At 39.2% G+C, this 21,890-nt stretch carries 16 protein-coding genes and 2 pseudogenes; 15 read left to right on the top strand and 3 right to left on the bottom strand.

What is annotated here, in order from left to right; translation table 11 throughout:
* Window positions 1–4: 4 nt before the first annotated feature.
* The 11 genes from ACJ004_RS24855 to ACJ004_RS24905 all read left to right on the top strand — a co-directional run bounded on the left by ACJ004_RS24855 (window position 5) and on the right by ACJ004_RS24905 (window position 16,127).
* Window positions 5–1,444, top strand: a complete 1,440-nt coding sequence (locus tag ACJ004_RS24855) for a sigma-54 interaction domain-containing protein (RefSeq protein ID WP_410895820.1) — start codon at window positions 5–7, stop codon at window positions 1,442–1,444.
* Window positions 1,445–1,688: 244 nt separating this feature from the next.
* Window positions 1,689–2,072 (top strand): RidA family protein, encoded by a 384-nt coding sequence (locus ACJ004_RS24860; RefSeq protein ID WP_410895821.1) that lies wholly within the window; start codon window positions 1,689–1,691, stop codon window positions 2,070–2,072.
* Between the two features lie 84 nt (window positions 2,073–2,156).
* Window positions 2,157–3,152, top strand: coding sequence for a D-cysteate sulfo-lyase (cuyA, locus tag ACJ004_RS24865; protein WP_410895822.1), 996 nt, complete (start codon window positions 2,157–2,159; stop codon window positions 3,150–3,152).
* 263 nt (window positions 3,153–3,415) lie between these two features.
* The gene (gene nhaC / locus ACJ004_RS24870; protein WP_410895823.1) at window positions 3,416–4,681 is read left to right on the top strand and encodes a Na+/H+ antiporter NhaC; all 1,266 of its coding nucleotides are present in this window, start codon (window positions 3,416–3,418) and stop codon (window positions 4,679–4,681) included.
* 339 nt (window positions 4,682–5,020) lie between these two features.
* The gene (locus tag ACJ004_RS24875; protein WP_410895824.1) at window positions 5,021–6,178 is read left to right on the top strand and encodes a trans-sulfuration enzyme family protein; all 1,158 of its coding nucleotides are present in this window, start codon (window positions 5,021–5,023) and stop codon (window positions 6,176–6,178) included.
* Window positions 6,179–6,683: 505 nt separating this feature from the next.
* Window positions 6,684–6,755, top strand: a complete 72-nt coding sequence (locus tag ACJ004_RS24880) for a sigma 54-interacting transcriptional regulator (protein WP_410895844.1) — start codon at window positions 6,684–6,686, stop codon at window positions 6,753–6,755.
* Window positions 6,756–7,056: 301 nt separating this feature from the next.
* Window positions 7,057–7,878 (top strand): amino acid ABC transporter substrate-binding protein, encoded by an 822-nt coding sequence (locus ACJ004_RS24885; RefSeq protein ID WP_410895825.1) that lies wholly within the window; start codon window positions 7,057–7,059, stop codon window positions 7,876–7,878.
* A gap of 11 nt (window positions 7,879–7,889) precedes the next feature.
* Window positions 7,890–8,573, top strand: a complete 684-nt coding sequence (locus ACJ004_RS24890; RefSeq protein ID WP_410895826.1) for an amino acid ABC transporter permease — start codon at window positions 7,890–7,892, stop codon at window positions 8,571–8,573.
* A 20-nt stretch (window positions 8,574–8,593) separates the two neighbouring features.
* Window positions 8,594–9,337, top strand: coding sequence for an amino acid ABC transporter ATP-binding protein (locus tag ACJ004_RS24895; RefSeq protein WP_410895827.1), 744 nt, complete (start codon window positions 8,594–8,596; stop codon window positions 9,335–9,337).
* Window positions 9,338–10,230: 893 nt separating this feature from the next.
* Window positions 10,231–15,843: an Ig-like domain-containing protein gene (locus tag ACJ004_RS24900; protein WP_410895828.1), complete on the top strand. Its 5,613-nt coding sequence runs from the start codon at window positions 10,231–10,233 to the stop codon at window positions 15,841–15,843.
* A gap of 146 nt (window positions 15,844–15,989) precedes the next feature.
* Window positions 15,990–16,127 carry a hypothetical protein gene (locus ACJ004_RS24905; protein ID WP_410895829.1) on the top strand — a complete coding sequence of 46 codons (138 nt, stop codon included), beginning with the start codon at window positions 15,990–15,992 and terminating at the stop codon, window positions 16,125–16,127.
* 110 nt (window positions 16,128–16,237) lie between these two features.
* Here the strand turns inward: ACJ004_RS24905 and ACJ004_RS24910 are convergent, their stop codons facing one another.
* The 3 genes from ACJ004_RS24910 to ACJ004_RS24920 form a co-directional block, all read right to left on the bottom strand.
* Entirely contained in the window at window positions 16,238–16,999 is a 762-nt protein-coding gene (locus tag ACJ004_RS24910; RefSeq protein WP_410895830.1) for an SDR family oxidoreductase, read from the bottom strand.
* A gap of 16 nt (window positions 17,000–17,015) precedes the next feature.
* The gene (locus tag ACJ004_RS24915) at window positions 17,016–18,029 is read right to left on the bottom strand and encodes a zinc-dependent alcohol dehydrogenase (RefSeq protein WP_410895845.1); all 1,014 of its coding nucleotides are present in this window, start codon (window positions 18,027–18,029) and stop codon (window positions 17,016–17,018) included.
* A gap of 178 nt (window positions 18,030–18,207) precedes the next feature.
* The gene (locus ACJ004_RS24920; RefSeq protein WP_410895831.1) at window positions 18,208–18,894 is read right to left on the bottom strand and encodes a GntR family transcriptional regulator; all 687 of its coding nucleotides are present in this window, start codon (window positions 18,892–18,894) and stop codon (window positions 18,208–18,210) included.
* A gap of 290 nt (window positions 18,895–19,184) precedes the next feature.
* Between ACJ004_RS24920 and ACJ004_RS24925 the strand changes: the two genes are divergently transcribed.
* The 4 genes and pseudogenes from ACJ004_RS24925 (at window position 19,185) to ACJ004_RS24940 (ending at window position 21,619) form a co-directional block, all read left to right on the top strand.
* A complete protein-coding gene (locus ACJ004_RS24925) occupies window positions 19,185–19,904 on the top strand; it encodes a GntR family transcriptional regulator (RefSeq protein WP_410895832.1) in 720 nt (239 codons plus the stop codon).
* Between the two features lie 4 nt (window positions 19,905–19,908).
* Window positions 19,909–20,061, top strand: a pseudogene (locus tag ACJ004_RS24930) (FGGY family carbohydrate kinase); the annotation flags it as partial.
* A 2-nt stretch (window positions 20,062–20,063) separates the two neighbouring features.
* A pseudogene (locus ACJ004_RS24935) lies at window positions 20,064–20,252 on the top strand (gluconate kinase); the annotation flags it as partial.
* A gap of 20 nt (window positions 20,253–20,272) precedes the next feature.
* Complete coding sequence (locus ACJ004_RS24940) at window positions 20,273–21,619, top strand: GntP family permease (protein ID WP_410895833.1); 1,347 nt, start codon at window positions 20,273–20,275, stop codon at window positions 21,617–21,619.
* The last annotated feature ends 271 nt before the right edge of the window (window positions 21,620–21,890 follow it).

The raw sequence follows: 21,890 nt of genomic DNA on the forward strand, positions 1-21,890 counted from the left end.
TCATATGGCAGGCTTTATTGGCATACAGCAGTTTATTCAAGACTACACGGAGAACACGGCAGAAATCCTTGGTTTGGATATAACTGTACTTGATGAAAAGGGAGTTCGCATTAGCGGGACCGGCTATTATAAAGAGCTCATTGGCAAAGCGGCTCCGGAAGGCTCCTTTTTCAAAATGATATTGGAAACTGGAGAGCCTGGAGTAATCTACGATGTAAAAAAAGATGAGTCGCAATGTATGAAGTGTCAATTCGTTAACCAATGCAAAGAACTCGCCACCATTGGGTTTCCTATTGTAAAGCAAGATAAACTAGTTGGCGTCATTGGCATGATTGGTTTTTCTCATAAACAAAAGGAAAAAATGATTATAGAATCAGAGAAGCTGATACGTTTTTTAAGTAATGGTAGTACATTGTTAGGCAATAAATTAGCAATGCTAGACCATGTTAAAGAAAAGGGTTGTAAAATTCAAGAGGATATCCCTGTCCCCCCAAATACCATTTCCTTTGAAAACATTCTTGGTAAAGATTCTGGGCTTCAAGATGTGATTAAAAAAGCAAGAAGGATTATAAACAGCCCATCCACTGTCCTGATAAGGGGAGATAGCGGTACGGGGAAGGAATTATTAGCCAAAGCGATTCATTTTGAAAGCAAGCGCCGAACGTATCCATTTGTAGCAGTCAATTGCGCCGCCATACCTGAAAGCTTGTTGGAAAGTGAGTTGTTTGGTTATGAGGGGGGATCATTTACCGGTTCAAACCGGAATGGGAAAATAGGAAAATTCGAATTAGCGGACAATGGAACCATTTTTCTTGATGAAATTGGGGATATGCCTCTATTCCTGCAACCCAAATTATTACGGGTTTTACAAGAAAGAGAGATTGAAAGAATCGGTGGAAAAAAAGCAATCGGGATTAATGTACGGGTGATTGCGGCCACTCACCGAAACCTGGAAGAAATGGTGCAGAAGGGCACTTTTCGCGAGGATTTGTACTATCGTCTCAATGTCATCCCCCTCTATACTAAATCCTTGCAAGAGCGGCGTGATGATATCGTCTTGTATCTCGATCATTTCATTCATAAACATTGCAGGATCATGCAAAGGTCTCCACTGAGACTTGACCCTATGCTAGAGCGATGGCTTATACGTTATGATTGGCCGGGGAATATACGGCAGTTGGAAAACGCCGTAGAATATATGGTCAATATGGCTGAATCAGATATTATCTGCTTCCATGATGTACCTGATTATTTACTTCAACAGGATCGACTCTCAGTCGAGAGTAGAGGAATGAGTTTAGAACAAATGATTTCAGAATATGAAAGAGATGTCATCCAGAGCTACTTCTTAGCTGAAAAATATGATAAAGAACAAATCGCCCGGGAACTACAGATTAGCCTGTCTACTCTTTATCGCAAGTTAGAAAAATATAAATTATGTTAACTTTATTAAAATGATAACTATTTTTCTTGATTAGAAGTTAATTGAAATTAAATCGGGAGAGTGCTTCTATCATTTTCTCGAGTGAGGGGTGAGGACAAAAGCAGAAGGTAGAGGTACATTATAAAATGACTGAAAGTTATAAAAATTATTAATAAAGAGTTTTTATAAAAGAACAGCCAGATTCAGAGGAACATTAAACACAATTCCCTTTAAATAGGATTATAAAAAAAAAGAGGTGGTTTTTATGATAAAAGAAACAATCATAACCAAAGAAGCTCCCAAGGCTATCGGTCCTTATTCACAAGGTATTAAAGCAGGAAATGTAGTGTATACTTCAGGGCAGCTCCCGATTCATCCTGAAACCGGAGAAATGCCTGATAATATTGAGGAGCAAACAAGGATGTCACTGGAGAATCTCAAGCAGGTTATAGAAGCGGCGGGAGCAAGCTTACAGCAGGTAATAAAAACAACGGTTTTTTTAAGCGATATGAATCATTTTGCCGCGATGAATCAAGTATATGGAGAATTTTTTTCCGTGAATTATCCGGCTAGAAGCGCGATTGAAGTTGCTCGTTTACCAAAAGATGCTTTGATTGAAATCGAAGCGGTTGCTATGATTCAATCATAATAATTGAAAAGAGAACGTCAGATTGATATTCTCTTTTCTTAATTTACATATGGCTTTAAACAGAGGATACAGGAGGAGATTAATATGAATTTAGCACAATTTCCTAGACAACGATATACACCAACATATACACCCATTGAGAAATTACATCATTTTTCTGAAGTTCTTGGTGGCCCTTCGATTTATATTAAACGAGATGATTTACTTGGGCTGACGGCCGGTGGAAATAAAACAAGAAAACTAGAGTTCCTCGTTGCCGATGCATTGGAAAAAGGCGCGGATACGTTAATTACATGTGGAGGCATTCAATCAAATCATTGCCGTTTAACGCTGGCCGCTGCTGTTAAAGAGAAAATGAAGTGCATTCTCGTATTGGAAGAGGGGCTTTTAACAAATTCTGAGCCAGATTTTAATGGTAACTATTTTCTGTATCATTTACTGGGCGCTGAAAAAGTCAAGGTTGTACCTAATGGGACGGACTTGATGAAAGAAATGCTGAAAGTAGTTAAAGAGGTAACGAATGAGGGATATAAACCTTATATCATTCCGGTTGGGGGATCGAATGGCATTGGTGCAACGGGATATGTTGCTTGCGCTCAGGAGATTTTGGCACAGTCCTTTGATCAAGGAGTCAATATGAATGCTGTTGTTTGTGTAAGCGGTAGCGGGGGAATGCATTCAGGTTTGGTGACTGGCTTTTATGGAAATCAAAGTGAAATACCGGTAATCGGAATAAACGTAAGCAGAGGAAAAATGGAACAAGAAGAGAAAGTCTTTCAGCTTGTTAAAGAAACTTCAACACATATTGGCATTCCCAATGCAATCCCTCGTGAGGCTGTTACGTGTTTTGATAAGTATGTCGGACCAGGCTATGCTTTACCTACGCCTGAAATGGTGGAAGCTGTCAAGCTCATGGCAAGAACAGAAGGGATTTTGCTGGATCCGGTATATACAGGTAAAGCAGCAGCAGGACTCATTGATCTAATACAAAAAGGCACCTTTAAGCCGGACGATAACATCCTATTTGTACATTCTGGCGGAGCCTCAGCGTTATACGCCAATACTTCGCTCTTTTGTTGAAGTTTAAGAGGGAATTGCTCCTATTCTTACGGGTGGTATTTCTGGATGGATGAGAAAATTAATATGTTATATGGATCGATTTAAAAAGTGTCTGTTGATGGACATATCTTCAGATGTGTCCATCAGATTAAAAAAAAGAGTTGTATGAATGAATTTAGTTTACGAAAGGCTATTTTCGCATAGATTGTTATTTTTCGTATAAGTTCATCAACCCGTATAACTAGATGCTTCGTGGCATCTTTTCGTAAGAACATTTGCGAAAATTGCCTAGAAACTTAGTAAATGGCCCTTATAAGGGAAAGCAGTCTTTTGAGCCGAATACAATTATTTTAGTGGTAGGTGTTATGATTGCCACTTGGATGTCTTCTGGTACAATCCCTTATGTTATTTATTGGGGTTTAGAAATAATTTCACCACAATACTTTCTAATAACGGCCTTAATCCTTGCTTCAGCAACATCCCTTTCAACAGGTACCTCTTGGGGGACATTAGGTACTGTTGGTTTGGCCTTAATGGCAGTTGGTAATGCACTTGGAGTTCCTTCTCCCATGACAGCTGGTGCTATTATTTGTGGAGCTTTCTTTGGAGATAAGATGTCTCCTTTGTCAGATAGTACGATTTTAGCGTCTTCTGTTTCTGGTGCTAAAGTAATGACACACGTTAAACATATGTTGTGGACAACCGTTCCAGCATATGTAATTACAGCGGTAATATTTCTGTTTTTAGGTTTAAACTATGGAAAAGAAGGTATGAATCCGCAGCAGATTCAAGAAATAACTTCTGCATTAACGCAAAATTTCAATTTATCATGGATACAATTAATTCCTCTTGTTATTGTATTGGCTCTGCTCATTAAAGGAGTTTCATCTATTGTTTCTCTTTTAATGGGCGTGTTTAGTGGTCTTATCGTCGCTGTTCTTAATCAGGGTTACGGTTTAAGTGAAATATTTAATATGATGACAAATGGATTTGTGATCGAAAGTGGAAGTAAATTAGTTGACACAATCCTCAGTAGAGGTGGACTCTTTAGTTTAATGAGCTCATTTCTTGTTGTCTATTTAGCCATGTGTGTTACGGGCATGTTAGAAGAGTCTGGTATTCTGAGTGCTTTAGTGTTTCCATTAGTAAAACGAACCGAGGGATCTATTTTTAAGATAACACTAGTAACTAAGTTAATCGCATTTATTACAAATGCAATTGGATCATCGATGTTATTAACAGCTATTGTAACAGGTTCACTTATGAGAAATGTCTTTAAAAAGAATCATTTTGCTCCAGAAAATCTTTCGCGTAATATTGAGGATGTGGGGACGATTGGAGCACCTATTATTCCATGGAATTCTAACGCGATATACGCTTCGCAAATGCTAGGAGTATCACCATATGCATTTTTCCCTTATGTTTACCTAGCCTTTATTACACCAATATTCGATATTATTTATGCAGCTACTGGATTTACGATGAAAAAGCTAAAGCCTGAGGAAATAGATAGCGAGGATGTTCAACCCACTCAAAAAATTTCTTCTTGAAGGGATTATTCGTAAAAGATCGAAGTTAATCTTAAGAAGAAATAACAATAACGATTTTTTTAGTTCTTTGGCATTCTTGATCTTACAAGCGGGCGCGTTTGTAAAGTAACGAAAAAAGCTGAATTTCTCAATTTTAATGCTGAGAAATTCGACTTTTGTTTAATGCAAAAAAAGTTGTTTACTTAGGGTATGGCAAGAATTACTTCTTTTATACCCATAGAGGCTCCATGTCAAGTCCTTAACCACTTATCTTGGCAAAGATAAAGGGGTATACAACTAAGCAGGAAGAAATAAAAACGACAGCAATTCAGATTACTAAAATTAGGAGGCGTTGTAATAATGAACTATTCATCAAAACTAGTAAAAGTAAATAAAGATCCAGGGCATGGCTCACACATCTCCCCTGTTTATATGACTTCAACGTTTGTTTTTGATAATGCAGAAATTGGAGCAAAACGCTTCGCAGGAGAAGATCCAGGATTTATGTATTCACGCCTGGGAAATCCAAATGTACGAGAGCTAGAAGAGAAGGTAGCAGCATTGGAATTTGGTGAAGGTTGTTTGGCGTTCTCATCTGGGATGGCTGCTATAACTGGTTGTCTTTTGGGTATTTTGCAGACAGGAGATCACGTTGTTGCACACACAGCGTTGTATGGGGCGACGCATGCATTTCTAACCAAAACGGTAAAGAAGTTTGGAATTGATGTAACATTTGTACCATTTAAAAATGGGGAAGAGCTTGAACCACACATTACAGATAGAACGAAAGTGGTCTACTTTGAAACACCTTCCAATCCTACGCTTTCCTTAGTGGATATGAAAAGTGTAGCGGCGATCGCCAAGCAAAAGGGAATCTTGACCGTAGTTGATAATACGTTTTTGTCCCCATATTTGCAAAATCCTATTCTATGCGGAATTGATATTGTCGTCCACAGTGCAACAAAATATTTGTCCGGTCATGGATATCTTATTGGTGGACTAGTGATTTCCAGCAAGGAAATTATTGATCCGATGAGAAAAGAAGTGCAGAAGACTATGGGAGCAAATTTGGCCCCTATGGATGCCTGGCTTCTTTGTCAAGGGATACGTACATTACACATTCGCATGGATCGCTCACAAGAAAATGCACAAATTTTGGCTGACCGCTTGGAAAAACATAAGGCTATAGAGAAGGTTTATTTTCCAGGACTAGCAAGTTTCGAAGATAAAAATATCATGGAGAAACAAATGAAAGGTCCTGGAGCAATGATTTCTTTTGTCTTGAAGGGGGGGTACGAAACAGGTGTTAAACTTATGAATTCAGTAAAATTGTGTACTTTAGCAGTTTCCCTAGGGGACATAGGTACACTAATTCAACATCCAGCTTCGATGACACATGCGATTATCCCTAAAGAAGAAAGAGAAAAAGCTGGTCTTAATGATGGACTCGTTCGTTTTTCTGTTGGAATTGAAGATGTGGAAGATATATGGAAGGATCTCGAAATGGCATTAGAATAACGGATGGTATCAGGAACTTTTTGTCCACCTACGGAGGAAGCTCTAAACTCCGGGTATCCTCCCGGCATTATCCTAGTTTATCCATTCATTTACACACCAAGGCACTAGGGCGAGAAGTTGTAAACAACCCACTCATAATTTTTTGTGTAGAGTATAAATATAAAAAAATATCAGAATAATACAAAAATATAAATAAATAGAAATATTTTTAATAGTATAATTTCCGTCGATTGTCCAAACATTCTCAGAAAATATTACTGAAGTCCTTCGATTTGATGTAACAATACTCAATGAAAACGGCATACGAATTAGTGGAACTGGCGCATATCGAAATAGGATAGGAGAACAGAAAGAAAGGATGATTAGAAACTCTGAAATGTTGATAAGGTTTTTACAACATATGAGTTCTCTGCTAGAAAATAAGCTGTTATTGCTAGATTACCTGGTTATGAGGGAGGTGATTTCATAGTGTCAAGACGTGAAGGGAATATTGGAAAATTTGAATATGCGCACAAGGGGGACAATATTTCTAGACGAAATAGGCGATATGCCACTTTCCTTACAACCTAATTATTAAGAGTTTTACAGGAGAGAACAATTGAACGTATTGGTGGGAAAAAGTCATTCCTATCAATGTAAAAGTGATTGCAGCTACACATAGAAATTCAGAGGAAAGGGTGCATTTCAAGAAGATTTATATTACCGTCTTAATGTCATTCCCTATATACCAAACCTCTAAGGGAACGACAAGATGACATTGTGTTATTTCTTAAATATTTTATTAGAAAGAATTGTAGACTTTTAGGAAGAAACGATTTGCGTATAGATCCAGTATGAGAGCAATGGTTAATTCAATAAATACAAAGGGGGATATTTTTATGAAAAAGAGTTTTAAAATAGTCGCTTTTTCGTTACTCGTTGCACTTATGTTAACTGCATGTGGAAAAACGCAAAATCAAGCAACCACTCAACCGGATAATCAGGCAGCTGGGAGTAAGAATCTGCTAGAGCAAATTAAAGCAGATAGAAAAATTAAAATTGGAACAGAAGGAACCTATGCACCGTTTAGCTACCATGATGCTTCAGGAAAATTAACTGGTTTTGATATCGAAATCGCTGAGGAAGTAGCGAACAGACTTGGTGCGAAACCAGAATTTATTGAAACCCCATGGGACGGTATATTTGCAGGACTTGATTCGAAGCGATTCGATATCATTGTTAATCAAGTAGGAATACGTCCTGACCGTCAGGAAAAATACGATTTTTCTGAGTCGTATATTGTGTCAAAACCTTTCTTGATTGTTCACAAAGACAATAACACTATTAAATCATTTGCAGATTTGAAAGGAAAAAAAGCAGCTCAGACACTAACTAGTAATTTTAAGGATATAGCAATATCCAACGGTGCTGAGATCGTGGGAGTCGAAGGATTTAATCAATCCGTTGATTTAATACTTTCAAAACGCGCTGATGCGACTGTAAATGATGGATTGTCCTATCTCGATTTCAAAAAGCAAAAACCTGATGCACCTATTAAAGTTGTAGCAGAGCTTGCTGAACCGGCACAAATGGGAATTATGTTTAGGAAAGGGAATAAAGAATTGGTAGAGGCCGTAAATAAAGCACTCTCCGATATGAAGAAAGATGGTACGTATTTAAGCATCTCACAAAAATACTTTGAAACCGATGTTTCAAAATAAGGAGTGTTCCAATGTTTGCTGATGAAAGAATGCTACGAATTATTGACATCATTGTAAACTCATTTTTACCAATGTTAAAAGCAGGGATCGCTTTTACCGTACCGTTGACTCTTATATCTTTTTTTCTGGGACTCATTCTTGCTTTGCTTACAGCACTGGCTCGAATCTCGGGAAATAAACCTCTCGACGCTGTTGCAAGATTTTATGTATGGGTAATTAGGGGAACACCGCTGCTTGTTCAGTTGTTTATTATTTTCTATGGTCTTCCAAGTGTTGGGATTACAATTGGTCCGCTGCCATCGGCTATTATCGGTTTTACTATTAGTGTTGGCGCCTATAACTCAGAGATTATTCGCGCAGCTATACTTTCAATTCCCAAGGGTCAATGGGAGGCCGCTTATTCAATCGGGATGAGTTATCGTCAAGCATTAAAAAGGATTATTCTTCCTCAAGCAACAAGGGTGTCTGTCCCACCCATGTCAAACAGTTTTATTAGCTTGGTAAAGGATACATCATTGGCTGCTACAATAACAGTGACCGAAATGTTTAGAATCGCTCAGCAAATTACAGCAACAACCTATGAACCATTGGTACTATATTGTCTAGCAGGATTTATTTATTTGCTTTTCAGTACAGTTCTTTCTAACGCTCAAGGACGTATGGAAAAACGACTTGATCGATATGTGGCGGGCTGATTTGATAGGAGGATATTCAAGTGATTGAGATAAAGAACCTGCATAAGCAGTTTGGGCAAACAGAAGTTTTAAAGGGAATCGATTTGAAAATAGAGGAAGGCAATACGGTTTGTATTATTGGGCCTTCGGGATCAGGTAAAACAACTTTGTTACGTTGTTTGAATTTACTGGAAATACCTACAAAAGGAACTATCACGCTTGGAAAATTTTCTTTGGATTTTCGGGATAAAAAACAAGTTCCAAAAGATAGGGTAATTAAGTTCCGTCAACAAACAGGTATGGTTTTCCAGAGTTATAATTTGTTCCCTCATATGACTGCACTTGAAAATGTTATGGAAGGTCTGGTCATTGTTCGTAAGCAAGACAAAGAACTTTCACGTACTAAAGCTCTTCACTTGCTAGAAAAGGTAGGATTAAAGGAACGTGCAAACCACTACCCATATCAGCTATCCGGGGGACAACAACAACGCGTAGGAATCGCCCGAGCGATGGCAATGGAACCTGAAGTCCTACTTTTTGACGAACCTACTTCCGCGTTAGATCCTGAGTTAGTAGGAGAAGTTCTGAAGGTTATGAAAGAACTGGCTAAAGAAGGAATGACTATGGTTGTTGTAACTCATGAAATGAACTTTGCTCGTGAGGCAGCGGATAAGGTAGTATTCATTGATAATGGTGTGATTGTCGAAGAAGGAACACCACAACAAATTTTTGAAAATACAGAGCATGAACGTACATTACAATTTTTAAATAAACTTTGTTCGTAAAACGATTTAACTATGCATAATCTGGCAAAGCAGCAATGAATGAATATGCGTTTTCATTTTTGTTTCGATGGTTATCTAATTGAAAAAACAATATCGGTTTCCTTTCCTCTATTTAAATAATGAAAAAAAGCAAACAGAAGTAGCTCTGTTTGCTTTTTTTAAACTCAGTTCTTGAGGCTTTTAGTCATTATCATTGTTAAACTTTTCTTCCTATCATTCGTCTACTTCTTACTCGCTGCACCATTCGTAATTTCTTTTTAAAAAGTCTGTATATATTTCTTTAACATGTTATACCGTATTGTATGCTATTTCAGTTAAGCGAAATATAAAAAAATTTTGTTAACTGATATGTTAGGGAATCACTTTATAGAAATAACTTGAAGAGTTTATCACAGATGCAAAACTAGTTCCTAGTCCTAGGAAGAGTTTAAGCTTGATGATAAAGGCTTGGTTAATATGACTGATAGCAAAATTGGGAATTTCCATAGAGCGGGGTGCGCAAACCATGCGGTTTTATAGGAGAAATCAGTTGGCATGGTTTTTGCTTATATAAATGATGAGTAAATAGAGATTAATTGAACTGCACCCCAATTGTTAAACACCATTAACAATTAGAGGTGCAGTTTTTTCTATGTAAAAATTTACAATAGAAATCTAAATTAGTATTTTAGTATAAATAAATCACAAAATATTAAAAATTCACCCAATATAAATATTTCCGAAAAGCCTGTTAAATAAAGATTTACAAAAATTTAACGATATTTTCACACGGATTTACTTGATTTTTTTATCGATTTTTAGCGAAATTCCCCCAATGCACAACATGAATAATTAAAAGTACAATGGAAACAAGCAATTAATTTGTCGAAAGATTCGAAATAGGGGGAATTGAATTGAGGAAAAATAAACTAAAGAAAATATTGTCAAATACCACCTTGAGCTGTCTATTGATGTCCTCGGTAATCCCATACAATGTGTTGGCGACGACATCAACACCTAGCTATCCTCTTCGTCAGGAAGCGAGCGCACCACAGTTAACGAAAGAACAGATTGCAGCATTAAATAAGATCAGCATAGGTGGTCCGAAAATTTCGTCGAAAATTAACACATCAAGCGCGGCACCTGTTCGTGTCATTGTTGAATTCAAGCAATCACCGGCGAAAGTAGCTGTGATGCAGGCGCAACTAGCTGGAGAAGAAACATCGTTAAAAGAAGAAAGAAGCGACGTAAACGATTCACACAGTCAATTTCGTGCATTTGTGGTAGGAATGTCTCAGCACAAAGCAAGCGTAAGTGTGAATGCTGTGACTGCGCAAACTGCAGCGAGTGAAGAAGATGCTGGAAACGCATCTGACATCCAAATTACAAGCGAATACAAGAACGCTTTAAATGGGGTAGCCATGACGCTTCCAGGAAACATGGTTGAGAGATTGTTCGATTCTGGACTTGTTAGTCATGTCCTCGCAGATGAGGTCGTCAAACTTGACCCGGGTGAAATGAAAGCCGTGCAGCAAAGCGGACAAGGCGAAGCGCCAAAAGAAAATACCATTCCGCTTCCCGGTATTGATGAACTCCATCACGAAGGCGTAAATGGAAAAGGCATTAAAGTCGGCGTGTTAGATACAGGGATTGATTACAATCATCCGGATTTAACGGATGTGTATAAAGGGTACCGCAAACAAGAAGGCGTTGATCCGAGCAAAGTGGCTCCGAGTTCAGTAGGTGGATGGGATTTCGTCGATAACGATGCAGATCCGATGGAAACAACCCCTGATGACTGGGAGAAAGCAGGAAAGCCAGTTACACCTGGACATGAATATGTGACTTACCACGGTACGCACGTATCTGGAACCATCGCAGCACAATCGAAAGCCGAAGTAGAAAGTCCAGCACAAGGGGTTGCCCCTGGCGTTGATTTATATGTCTATCGCGTACTAGGTCCTTACGGTTCTGGGTATTCGAGTGGGATTATTGGCGGAATTGACAAGTCAGTTAGTGACGGCATGAAGGTCATTAATATGTCTCTTGGTGCACCGACTAACGACCCATTATCAGCAGAAGCAATCGCAGTGAACAATGCGACACTCGCTGGTGTAACGTGCGTCATTTCAGCAGGAAACTCAGGTCCGCAGGAATGGACACTTGGATCACCTGGAGCAGCTGCTCTACCAATTACGGTTGGTGCAAGTGACTTCTCGATGTCGATTCCGACCGCAACGGCAACAGTTGGAAACGAAACCTTCACCAACTTTAAATTGCTTGGAAAAGGGTACAATGACAATGTGGAAACACTAGCGAACAAAACATATCCAGTTGTATTTGTTGGCTTAGGTGGCGCAGATGATTTCAAAGATCTTGATTTGCACGGAAAAGTGGCATTGATTGCGCGTGGAACGTATGCGCTTGCCGAAAAAATAGTCAATGCACAAAAAGCAGGCGCAGTAGCGGCAATCATGTATAACAATATCGACGGCGACATCGATAACTATTTAGCAAGTGATGTTGGTTTTATCCCAACATTCCGCATGTCAAATGTAGATGGTGCGCGCTTAAAAGCAGCAGCAGAAACTGCGTCGATTACGTTTACTGAGATCGGGTCAACTGTAACAGAAGGAAACCATTTGGCAGCTTTCAGTTCAAGAGGACCGGTTACGTCAAGTTATGACATTAAACCGGACGTTGTGGCGCCTGGGGTATCTGTTTACTCAACGTATCCAGAATATATCCACAGTCCAGAAGCAGGAATCGATTATTCGAACGCGTATGCTCGCATTTCGGGTACATCAATGGCTTCTCCGCACGTAGCAGGAATTGCTGCTCTTATTTTGCAGGCTCATCCAGACTATACGCCGGCAGATGTGAAAGCCGCGCTTACGAATACCGCAGACAAACTAAACGGCGACTATTCAGTATACGAAGTGGGAGCAGGATTGGTAGATGTAAAAGAAGCGGTTCATGCGGATGCTTCATTCAAAGCTCAGGACACAACCGATAAGGATTTAAGCGGAAACCCTGTGAAGCTTAACTATGAAAAAGGCTCCCTTACTTTTGGTGCCGTATACAAACAAGACAGTGGCGAAAGCTCGAGCAGCCGTACGGTGAAAGTAACAAACCGGGGCGCTCATGATAAAACATTTGATATTACGGCTGAATTTATTAAACCAAATAACAATGTCAAAGATGCCACGAGCAATCATGTAACCGTAACAACACCGGCTTCCGTTACAGCTGCAGCAGGTAAAACTGAGAATTTTACGGCATCCATTACGGTACCAGGAAGCGCTCAATTTGGCAGATACGAAGGGTATGTCAATATTGTCAACCATGACAATCCAAACGAACATTATCGTATTCCATTTGCTGTTCGTATGGTTGAAAAGGGCATCAGCGGACTTGGAATCGATAACCCGGCAATCAGTTTGGCAACATCGCTTATTTATTCTGACTTCAATGGAAACTCTGGACGTTATTTAAAGTTCAAATTAAACAGCCCAATTAAGTACGTTTGGGCGGTTATCTATGACAAAGACGGTAAACCACTTGGAGCAGCGAGTCAATCACCGATAAGCGCAAATGGAGCAACACCACTTGACACGGATGTATATGTTAACTTTTCCGCTAACTCTTATTATCCGTTTATCGGCGATCCAAAGAATGAAACAACCGAGGGCGGACCGTTTGCGAAGACGGCAGCATTACCAGAAGGTCAATATACAATAAAATTCCGTGCAACCGATACAACCAACAGCAAAGAGAAAACATATGAAAAATCTCAATTGATTGTCATTGACAACACGTTACCGAAATTGACATTTAAAGACTATAAACCTGGCGTTTATGAGTTAAGCGATTCTGACTTTACGGACGAAAAACAAGACGGTAATACGTATAATGCGTTCTGGGTTCACACAAACCTTTATGATGAGGGGACCGCTCAATTAGCACCTATTGGAGTAACTCAATCCGATAACACATTGTGGTACTACCACAATTCCATTGACTTTCCGGAGGGAGATTTCCCTGCCGAAGCAAATGGTGATGCGAAATTCGGTGTTGAAAAGTCCGATATCGAAAATGGTCCAACGACCATCACGTTATTCCCAAGTGACAAGGCATGGAACGCCGAATTAGTGAACGATTTCTATCATTATGGATTCGTAAAAAAAGGCACGCCATATATGCTGCCGACGTATGATAAGCAAAAAGTATATCAAGATAATACCGTAACGATGACGTTAAATCTAAACAATGTGAAACAAATGATGTCAGGAACTTATGATGCAGCCTACTACCATGATAACTTCCAGCTGCAAGGTGTTTCAGTAAATCCTGAATTCCAAAAGTGGGCAGACGAACAGGGAGTGAAGGTGGCAGTGGATACACCGGTTGGAAAGCCTGACCCTTACTATACGAATAATGTAACCGACATCAATGTGGGTGCTCATTTAAGCGGCGGAGATGACTTCAAAGGGTTCAGCGGGGATATGCCATTCCTGGATGTTACATTCAAATTAACAGATGACTTTTGGGATATTCAAAACGCTAAATTAACCCCAGATGACGTTACAACCAACTTTAGCATGGTGCAATATGGTCAAAGTCAAGCGACGGACATTACGGCGTTTAGCAGAATCAACAGCTTCCAGATTATTATGAAACATTCTTGGGTTACATCCTATGTTAAACTTCAAGCGTTCCAAAACAACTGGACGGTGAAGTTAAACACTCTAGGAGCGAAAGCGTATGCACAGCTTTCGGACGGTTCAACCTATCCTGGAACAATAGATGAATATGGATATATCGATGTCAAAGGAATTCCGCTTTCAAAAGACCCGGTTAAATTGATTCTCGAAGCGCCGGGGCACCTAAAGAGCATTCAGACCGTGACGCTTGGCAAGAAAACGCGATGGGGCGATGATGTCGGTGAGTATAAATACATCTCAAACAAGCAGCCTTATGCTCCAGCCGGTGATGTGAATGGTGACGGCGTGATTGACGTCTTGGACGTAAAGCAAGTCGCGAATAAATTCGGGGTTCAAAATGCAACAAACTTCCCGATCGAAGATTTAAACCAAGACGGCATTGTCAATGCAACGGATATGAATTTCCTGGTTGGCAATCTGTATAAATCAAATCCAGATGCGTTGATCACTCCAAAAGAGATGGTTGGCGGGAAGTACAGTACAGATTACTTCAATATGTTAGGCATCTCAACACGTGTAAACACATTGAAAAATACGTCAAAATCGAATCATACAGCAACGCTTCACTGGTTAGAGGCTGTTGACGCAACAACGGTGAAACTTGAGCAATCAAGTGATAATGGCGCAACATGGACGGAGTCTACCACGTCAAATCCTGTAACGGCCGATTCGAGCACAGCGGTTGTCACTGGATTAACTGAAAACACGTCTTACAAATTCCGAGTAATAGTAACAGGTGGATTAAACGCGGGCACTTCAAATGTTGCGAGTGTAAACACTGATGTGTCGCTTGCTCCAAAAGCACCAGTTGTGAAAGGTCTTGGAGATAACGAAACAAGCATTTCAGGAAAAGCGGAACCAAATGTAACAGTTACTGTGAAAAAAGAAGGAACGGTCATCGCGACAGGAACAGCAAATGAAGCTGGAGACTTCACGCTTCCAGTGGAACTGCAAAAAACAGGTACTGTGTTAACGATCAGCGTGGTCAATGCAGACGAAAAAGTGAGCGATGAAATATCGATTACGGTCTCAGATCGTACAGCACCAAATGCGCCAGTTGTTGGAAAAGTTGGCGACAAGGATAAATTCGTTTCAGGTAAAGCAGAAGCAAATGCGTCAGTTGTCGTCAGCAGCACAAACGGTGCGCTTGGTACGGCAAAAGCGGATGCGAACGGAAACTATAAAGTGACGATCGCTCAGCAAAAAGCAGGAACCGTACTAACAGTCACAGCGACTGACCTTGCTGGAAACCAAAGTAAAGCAGGTTCTGTCACGGTTCTTGATGTGACGGCTCCTCTTGCACCAAGCGTGAAACCAGTCACAGACCATGACACGATTGTTTCCGGCACAACCGAAGGCAACGCAACGGTAACTTTGAAACGTGGTAGCATTGTGATTGGAACAGAAACAGCAAATAAATACGGTAAGGTCATCATGGAAATCGCTAAGCAAAAAGCGGGGACTGTTTTAACAGTTACAGCAAAAGATGAAAAAGGTAACGTCAGTGCGGAACGAAAAGTAACAGTTTTAGACCGTACCGCACCAAGCACACCGAAGATTTCAAGCTTTGTTTTAGACAGTAAGAACCGTACACTTCGCATCAGTGGTTCTGCAGAAGCAGGCGCTTCAGTTGTTGTGAAAATTGACAACAAAACCGCAGCAAAAGTGACAGTTTCAAGTAAAGGTACATTTACAGCGTCTTTATCAAAATTGAGCAAGGGAAATCATACGATTACTCTTACTGTAGCAGATAAAGCAGGAAACGTGAGTGGTTCTGTTAAACGTACCATCACAGTAAAGTAATAAAAAATCAGTAGTCTTTAACTCGCATTTTCCTCTCATGATCCTTCGTCATGAGAAGAAAAATGCGAGTTTTTTTGTTTTGTATGCGGAAAGTCGAAGCTCGAAAAGAAGAGTTGCTTAAGTTGCAAACTCTTCGTATAGTTTGAATGAGATTGATAGAATTCGGTACATTTCATCTTGAAATCGGTAAAGAAGCGTATTCGACCATATTGGCAAGTGCTTTTTTTATGGCAGCTAGAATTAACCGCAGGTATAAATGTTATGGCGAACCGTACCATAAATAGAGGCGGTTTTTTATGGGTTGCCGAGCACCACAATAAAAAGCACGCAACTGGCACAATTTATGCGCCAGTTTGCATGCTTCCATCGATGATGCTCAACCCCATTACTCTATTTATCTACCTAGCCATCCCCCATCGACAGCTAATAAATGTCCATGAACATAATTCGATGCATCTGATGCAAGGTACACAACAGTCCCTTTAAAATCTTCAGGATTTCCCCAACGACCAGAGGGGATTCGATCGAGAATTTGTCGATTACGTGTTTCATCATTTATGAGTGCCGTATTCATGTCTGTTGCAATATATCCTGGAACAATCGCATTGACATTCACATGATGCTTGGCCCATTCATTCGATAATGCTTTCGTTAACTGAGCCACTCCACCTTTGGCTGCTGCATAAGCAGGAACCGTCAATCCGCCTTGATAGGAAAGTAAGGATGCCATGTTAATGATTTTCCCTTTTCCGTTTGGAACCATATAGCGGCCAGCCTGCTGACAAAGGAGCCATACTGTCTTTAAATTGACATTTATCACATCATCCCAATCTAGTTCTGAGAAATCTACTGAAGGCGAACGGCGTTGTATGCCTGCATTATTGACTAAAATATCAATTTTGCCAAAATGTGAAACCACATTAGGAATTGCGGATTTTACTTGATCGGCATTTTCCAAATCACAAGGAACAATCAAGCATTTTCTACCTATTGATTCGATTTCTTCCTTAACATCAGATTGTTCAGGTGAACGTTGAAGGAGGGCAATATCTGCCCCCGCTTCCGCTAAAGAGAGAGCGATTGAACGTCCAATTCCTCTAGTGGCTCCCGTTACTGCTGCAACTTTTCCATCTAGTTTAAATAATTCGAGTACCATCTTTGCTCCTCCTCAATCAATTAGGTTGAAATAATATTTTTAAAGAAACATCTGGATTTTCCATTAACTTAAACCCTTCCACAATTTGCTCTAGTGGTAACTCATGGGAAATAAAAGGAGAAACATCAATCTTTCCAGTTGCCATTAGTTGAATAGCTGTTCTAAAATCACTTCCACTGTAGCATCTTGTAGTTGCCATCGATATTTCTTTAAAGTGCATCCCTGCTAAATTTACAGCTGGTGCTTGCTTGTATACGCTAACTACCATGATTTGTCCTTGAATTTTACTTACTTCAACCATTTGCTTAGCCGTAATTTGTGTACCAGCCACTTCAAAAACAATATCTGCCCCAATTCCATTTGTTAGGGATAAAACTTCTTCTGTTACATCTACTTCTTTAGCATCTAATGCGGTAAAACCAAGTTCCCTTGCTTTTTCCAATCGGTAAGGACTAATATCGGAAACGATGATTTGATTCGCCCCCGCCTGTCTCGCCATTAGGCCAATGAGCAAACCAATTGGTCCTGCCCCTAAAATGACAACATTATCGCCTACCTTAAGATTGGAACGGCGCACGGTGTGAACAGCCACTGCCACTGGTTCCGCTAAGGCCGCATGGGCATCTGACAATCCCTCAGGAATCACATGAAGTCGATGCTGGGGAACCACTGCGTATTCCGCAAATCCACCATGCATATCGATGCCAATGAGCTTCAATGTTTTACAAACATGAGATTGTCCTGACCTACAGGCTTCACACGTTCCACAGCTAAGAGTTGGTTCAATAACCACTCGGTCTCCCACGGAAAAAGCTGACTCTCCGTTCAACTCTTCAATTACACCGCTAAACTCATGCCCCATTGCTAGAGGTGCTTTTGCACGAGGGTGTTTTCCCGAATAAATCATCATATCTGTTCCACAAATTCCAGCATAGGATACTCGAATCAAGGCTTCTCCTTGTTTTACTGTTGGTTTATCAAGCTCACCAACCATTACCTTTTTTTTAGAGATAAACAAACCCGCCTTCATAACCGCCAATTTCATAACCTCCAATTATTTATATTGTGTACTTGTCGACAAGTTAATCAATAAAAGGCCATCTATTTTTTAAAAAAGATTTTACCCTTCATATTTGTATGTTGTGTACTTGTCGACAAGTTGATCATTAAAGGGCCATCTCTTTTCTAAAAAAGATTTTACCCTTCAATTAATCCTCGTTCATTTTTAACAGGGTTTCACTAACAGTTTTACGAGTATCTTTAAAATGTTCATGAATAATTACTTCAATAAGATGGAAATCCTTTGAAACTAGAGCATTGACGATTAATCGGTGTTTTTCAATAAGTGGTTCTATTTCATGCGTTTTTCCTACAAATCTTTTTTTGGTTGCCACTAGTAGAGCGGTTAGGACGATTTCCCGTATACTATTCCATAAATGCGAAATTCTTGTATGGTTTATCCCCAAAATCATTTCTTCATGGAAACACAGGTCCTGATAAGAAAATTCAATAAAGTCTTGGTGCTTACCCGCCAATTCCATCTTGTCGATGATTTTAGTAAGGGTCTCCACTAATGGCTCATGGTCTATCTGGGAAAGACGTTGCGATACAAAGCTTTCAATCATGAAACGAACATCATTTAGTTCATCGATATCCTTTGATGTTAAGCCTAATACCACAGCACCCATCCTTTCTAAACGGATCAACCCTTCTCCAGAGAGCGTTCTCAAGGCTTCTCTAACTGGCGATCGACTCGTCCCGAATTCAGCCGCAATCTGATTTTCAGATATTAATGAGCCTGGATGAATCATGCCACTAATAATTTTTAATCTTAACTCACTTACGATCTTTTCCCCAAGTGAAGCCCTTTGTAGCCATGATGATGGATACTGCATACCTTTCAACTCTCCCTATAAGTCTGCGCGAAAAGATTTCCTTCTTATAAGGTAAATATAGAGGAAAAAAATCCAGAATGGAAATAGCACCTCTAAACGCATAAGAATAGTACATTTTGCCGTGTACTTGTATACAAGTGTTATTTTACGGAACATTGATTATCCTGTCAACAACAAAATGTAAGCGTTTTATGAAGAAAGTCGAATTGAATAAAGCGCTTGCATTTTGAAAAATCTGTTTTATAATACTTGTATACAAGTATATTACTACTCGAAAAGGAGGTGACTTCATGCTCCAATCAAAGGAATTTCTATATCCCACAAAATGGCTTTCAAAAGCTTCCGCTGGTGAGCGTGTATCATGCGAGCTAAGAATGCAAATTATTTCCGGCTTGATTGAAAGCGGTACCATTTTATCGGAAAATAAATTAGCAGAAGAACATAATGTAAGTCGTTCACCCATTCGTGAAGCATTAAAAATACTAGCCTCTGAAAATATGATTCGATTAGAAAGAATGGGTGCAGTTGTCATTGGTTTAACAAAGAAAGAGATAGAAGAAATCTATGATGTTCGTATACTAATAGAAACGTTTGTTTTTGAACGGCTCGTAAAAATAGATACTAACGGGTTAGTAAGAGAACTTAGTAAAATACTTGAAATGATGAAAATTGCCATAAAATACAAAGATGCCGATGAGTTTTCATTTCAAGATCTCTTATTCCATGAAACGATTATTCGTTCGATTGGACATTCATACATTTTGCTGATATGGAATAATGCAAAACCTGTAATGGAAAGTTTAATTCTATTATCGATGCGAGCCCGTCTCGAGGAAAAATATGATGATTTTACACGGATTATGGAAAATCATCAGCTCTATATCGATGCCATAAATACAAAAAATAGAGACCTTATGATCAAGTCATTACATCAAAACTTTGATGATGTTCAAGGGAAAGTGGAAGACCTTTGGATGTCACAACAAATGCTATCTAGAGGGGTAGAGTAAAAAAATGACTACCTTTATGTTAGGTATAGACATAGGTACGACAAGCACTAAAGCGGTTTTATTTAGTGAAAAAGGAGAAGTTACCCACCAAGAGAATATGGGTTACCCACTCTACACACCTGATATTTCAACAGCTGAACAAGACCCAGAAGAGATTTAGGGAAAATCGAATCCTTTGAAGTTGTTTCTGAAATGATTGGAAGTACCCACAAACATACACCTAAAGAAGAAGCAGCAAAACAATATAGGCAATTACTACCAATATTTATTAACTTATCGAGAGTATTAGAAGAAGATTATACACGGATTGCCAATTATCAAAGGGGATTAATTAATAAAAATATATAAATATTATTGGGGGAAATAACATGCCATTAGTAATAGTAGCAATAGGGATTGTAGCTTTACTCGTATTAATCATGGGCTTAAAATTAAACACCTTCGTTTCACTTATCATTGTCTCATTCGGTGTGGCCATAGCACTTGGAATGAAATTAGATGAAATCATCGCAACAATTGAAGCTGGATTAGGCGGAACACTGGGACATATAGCACTAATCTTCGGACTTGGTGCAATGCTGGGTAAATTAATTGCAGATTCAGGAGGCGCGCAGCGTATTGCGATCACTCTGGTTAATAAATTTGGTGAGAAAAATATTCAATGGGCTGTAGTAGCTTCTTCATTCATTATTGGAATCGCTTTATTTTTTGAAGTAGGACTTGTTTTATTAATTCCAATTGTATTTGCAATTTCTAAACAATTAAAGGTTTCTATTTTATATCTTGGTATTCCAATGGGAGCAGCTTTATCTGTAACACACGGATTTTTACCGCCGCATCCAGGACCAACCACCATTGCAGGTGAATTTGGTGCAGATCTTGGCCAAGTATTACTTTACGGTTTTATTATTGCCATTCCAACTGTCATTATCGCTGGACCTTTATTTACAAAGCTAGCTAAAAAATTGGTACCGGATTCATTTTCAAAAACTGGTAATATTGCCTCTTTAGGTGAACAAAAAACATTTAAACTTGAAGACACACCTGGATTTGGAATCAGTGTATTTACCGCAATGCTTCCTGTTATTTTAATGTCGATTGCTACCATTATTACGTTACTTCAAAAAACAATGGGATTTGCAGATAATACTTTAATTGCTATTATCCGTTTTGTTGGCGGTGCATCCCCTGCCATGGTGATCTCTTTATTATTTGCTATTTATACAATGGGATTGGCAAGAAAGATACCGATCAAAAATGTAATGGATTCTTGTACAGAAGCAATTACACACATTGGCATGATGCTCTTAATCATTGGGGGCGGCGGTGCCTTTAAACAAGTATTAATTAATGGCCATGTAGGTGACTATGTAGCCGAATTATTTAAAGGAACTTCCATTTCACCGATTCTACTTGCATGGATCATCGCAGCAATTTTACGTATTTCTTTAGGGTCTGCAACTGTTGCAGCATTAACAACTGCTGGTTTAGTTATTCCTATGTTGGGTCAAACCGATGTAAACCTAGCTTTAGTTGTACTTGCAACCGGAGCAGGCAGCTTGATAGCCTCACACGTTAATGATGCTGGGTTCTGGATGTTTAAAGAGTATTTTGGTTTAAGTATGAAAGAAACATTTGCCACTTGGACATTACTTGAGACGATTATTTCGGTATCTGGATTAGGATTTGTTCTATTACTAAGTTTATTAGTATAAACTTAAACTTACAAATATGGTAGGCTTTTATGGGCAGTAACCCTCACTTCTTTGAAGTGGGGGTTTTATGTTGAACAGGGGTACAAACCCTCGACCATTCTCCTCTAATTTCTCTTTTATATTGAAAGAGATTGGAATAATGGAAAGTAGAGGTAATTGCTCCAATTTTGATTCTCAGAAGGATGTAAAAATTTTTAATGGAAATTTTCTTTAAGGGTGTACTTCTGTCTATTGTCATCTATGTCTCTTTAATAGGAGGACATTAGTCTGA

The organism is Neobacillus sp. 204 (genome assembly GCF_046562815.1).
In the GTDB taxonomy this organism is placed as follows: Bacteria; Bacillota; Bacilli; order Bacillales; family Cytobacillaceae; genus Neobacillus.

Bases quoted from the DNA above. Each gene is read 5' to 3' on its own strand.
- ACJ004_RS24885 (WP_410895825.1), top strand. From the start codon at position 7,057: ATGAAAAAGAGTTTTAAAATAGTCGCTTTTTCGTTACTCGTTGCACTT.
- ACJ004_RS24890 (WP_410895826.1), top strand. From the start codon at position 7,890: ATGTTTGCTGATGAAAGAATGCTACGAATTATTGACATCATTGTAAAC.
- cuyA (WP_410895822.1), top strand. From the start codon at position 2,157: ATGAATTTAGCACAATTTCCTAGACAACGATATACACCAACATATACA.
- ACJ004_RS24905 (WP_410895829.1), top strand. From the start codon at position 15,990: ATGAGATTGATAGAATTCGGTACATTTCATCTTGAAATCGGTAAAGAA.
- ACJ004_RS24910 (WP_410895830.1), bottom strand. From the start codon at position 16,999: ATGGTACTCGAATTATTTAAACTAGATGGAAAAGTTGCAGCAGTAACG.
- ACJ004_RS24920 (WP_410895831.1), bottom strand. From the start codon at position 18,894: ATGCAGTATCCATCATCATGGCTACAAAGGGCTTCACTTGGGGAAAAG.
- ACJ004_RS24925 (WP_410895832.1), top strand. From the start codon at position 19,185: ATGCTCCAATCAAAGGAATTTCTATATCCCACAAAATGGCTTTCAAAA.
- ACJ004_RS24940 (WP_410895833.1), top strand. From the start codon at position 20,273: ATGCCATTAGTAATAGTAGCAATAGGGATTGTAGCTTTACTCGTATTA.
- ACJ004_RS24875 (WP_410895824.1), top strand. From the start codon at position 5,021: ATGAACTATTCATCAAAACTAGTAAAAGTAAATAAAGATCCAGGGCAT.
- ACJ004_RS24860 (WP_410895821.1), top strand. From the start codon at position 1,689: ATGATAAAAGAAACAATCATAACCAAAGAAGCTCCCAAGGCTATCGGT.
- ACJ004_RS24915 (WP_410895845.1), bottom strand. From the start codon at position 18,029: ATGAAGGCGGGTTTGTTTATCTCTAAAAAAAAGGTAATGGTTGGTGAG.
- ACJ004_RS24855 (WP_410895820.1), top strand. From the start codon at position 5: ATGGCAGGCTTTATTGGCATACAGCAGTTTATTCAAGACTACACGGAG.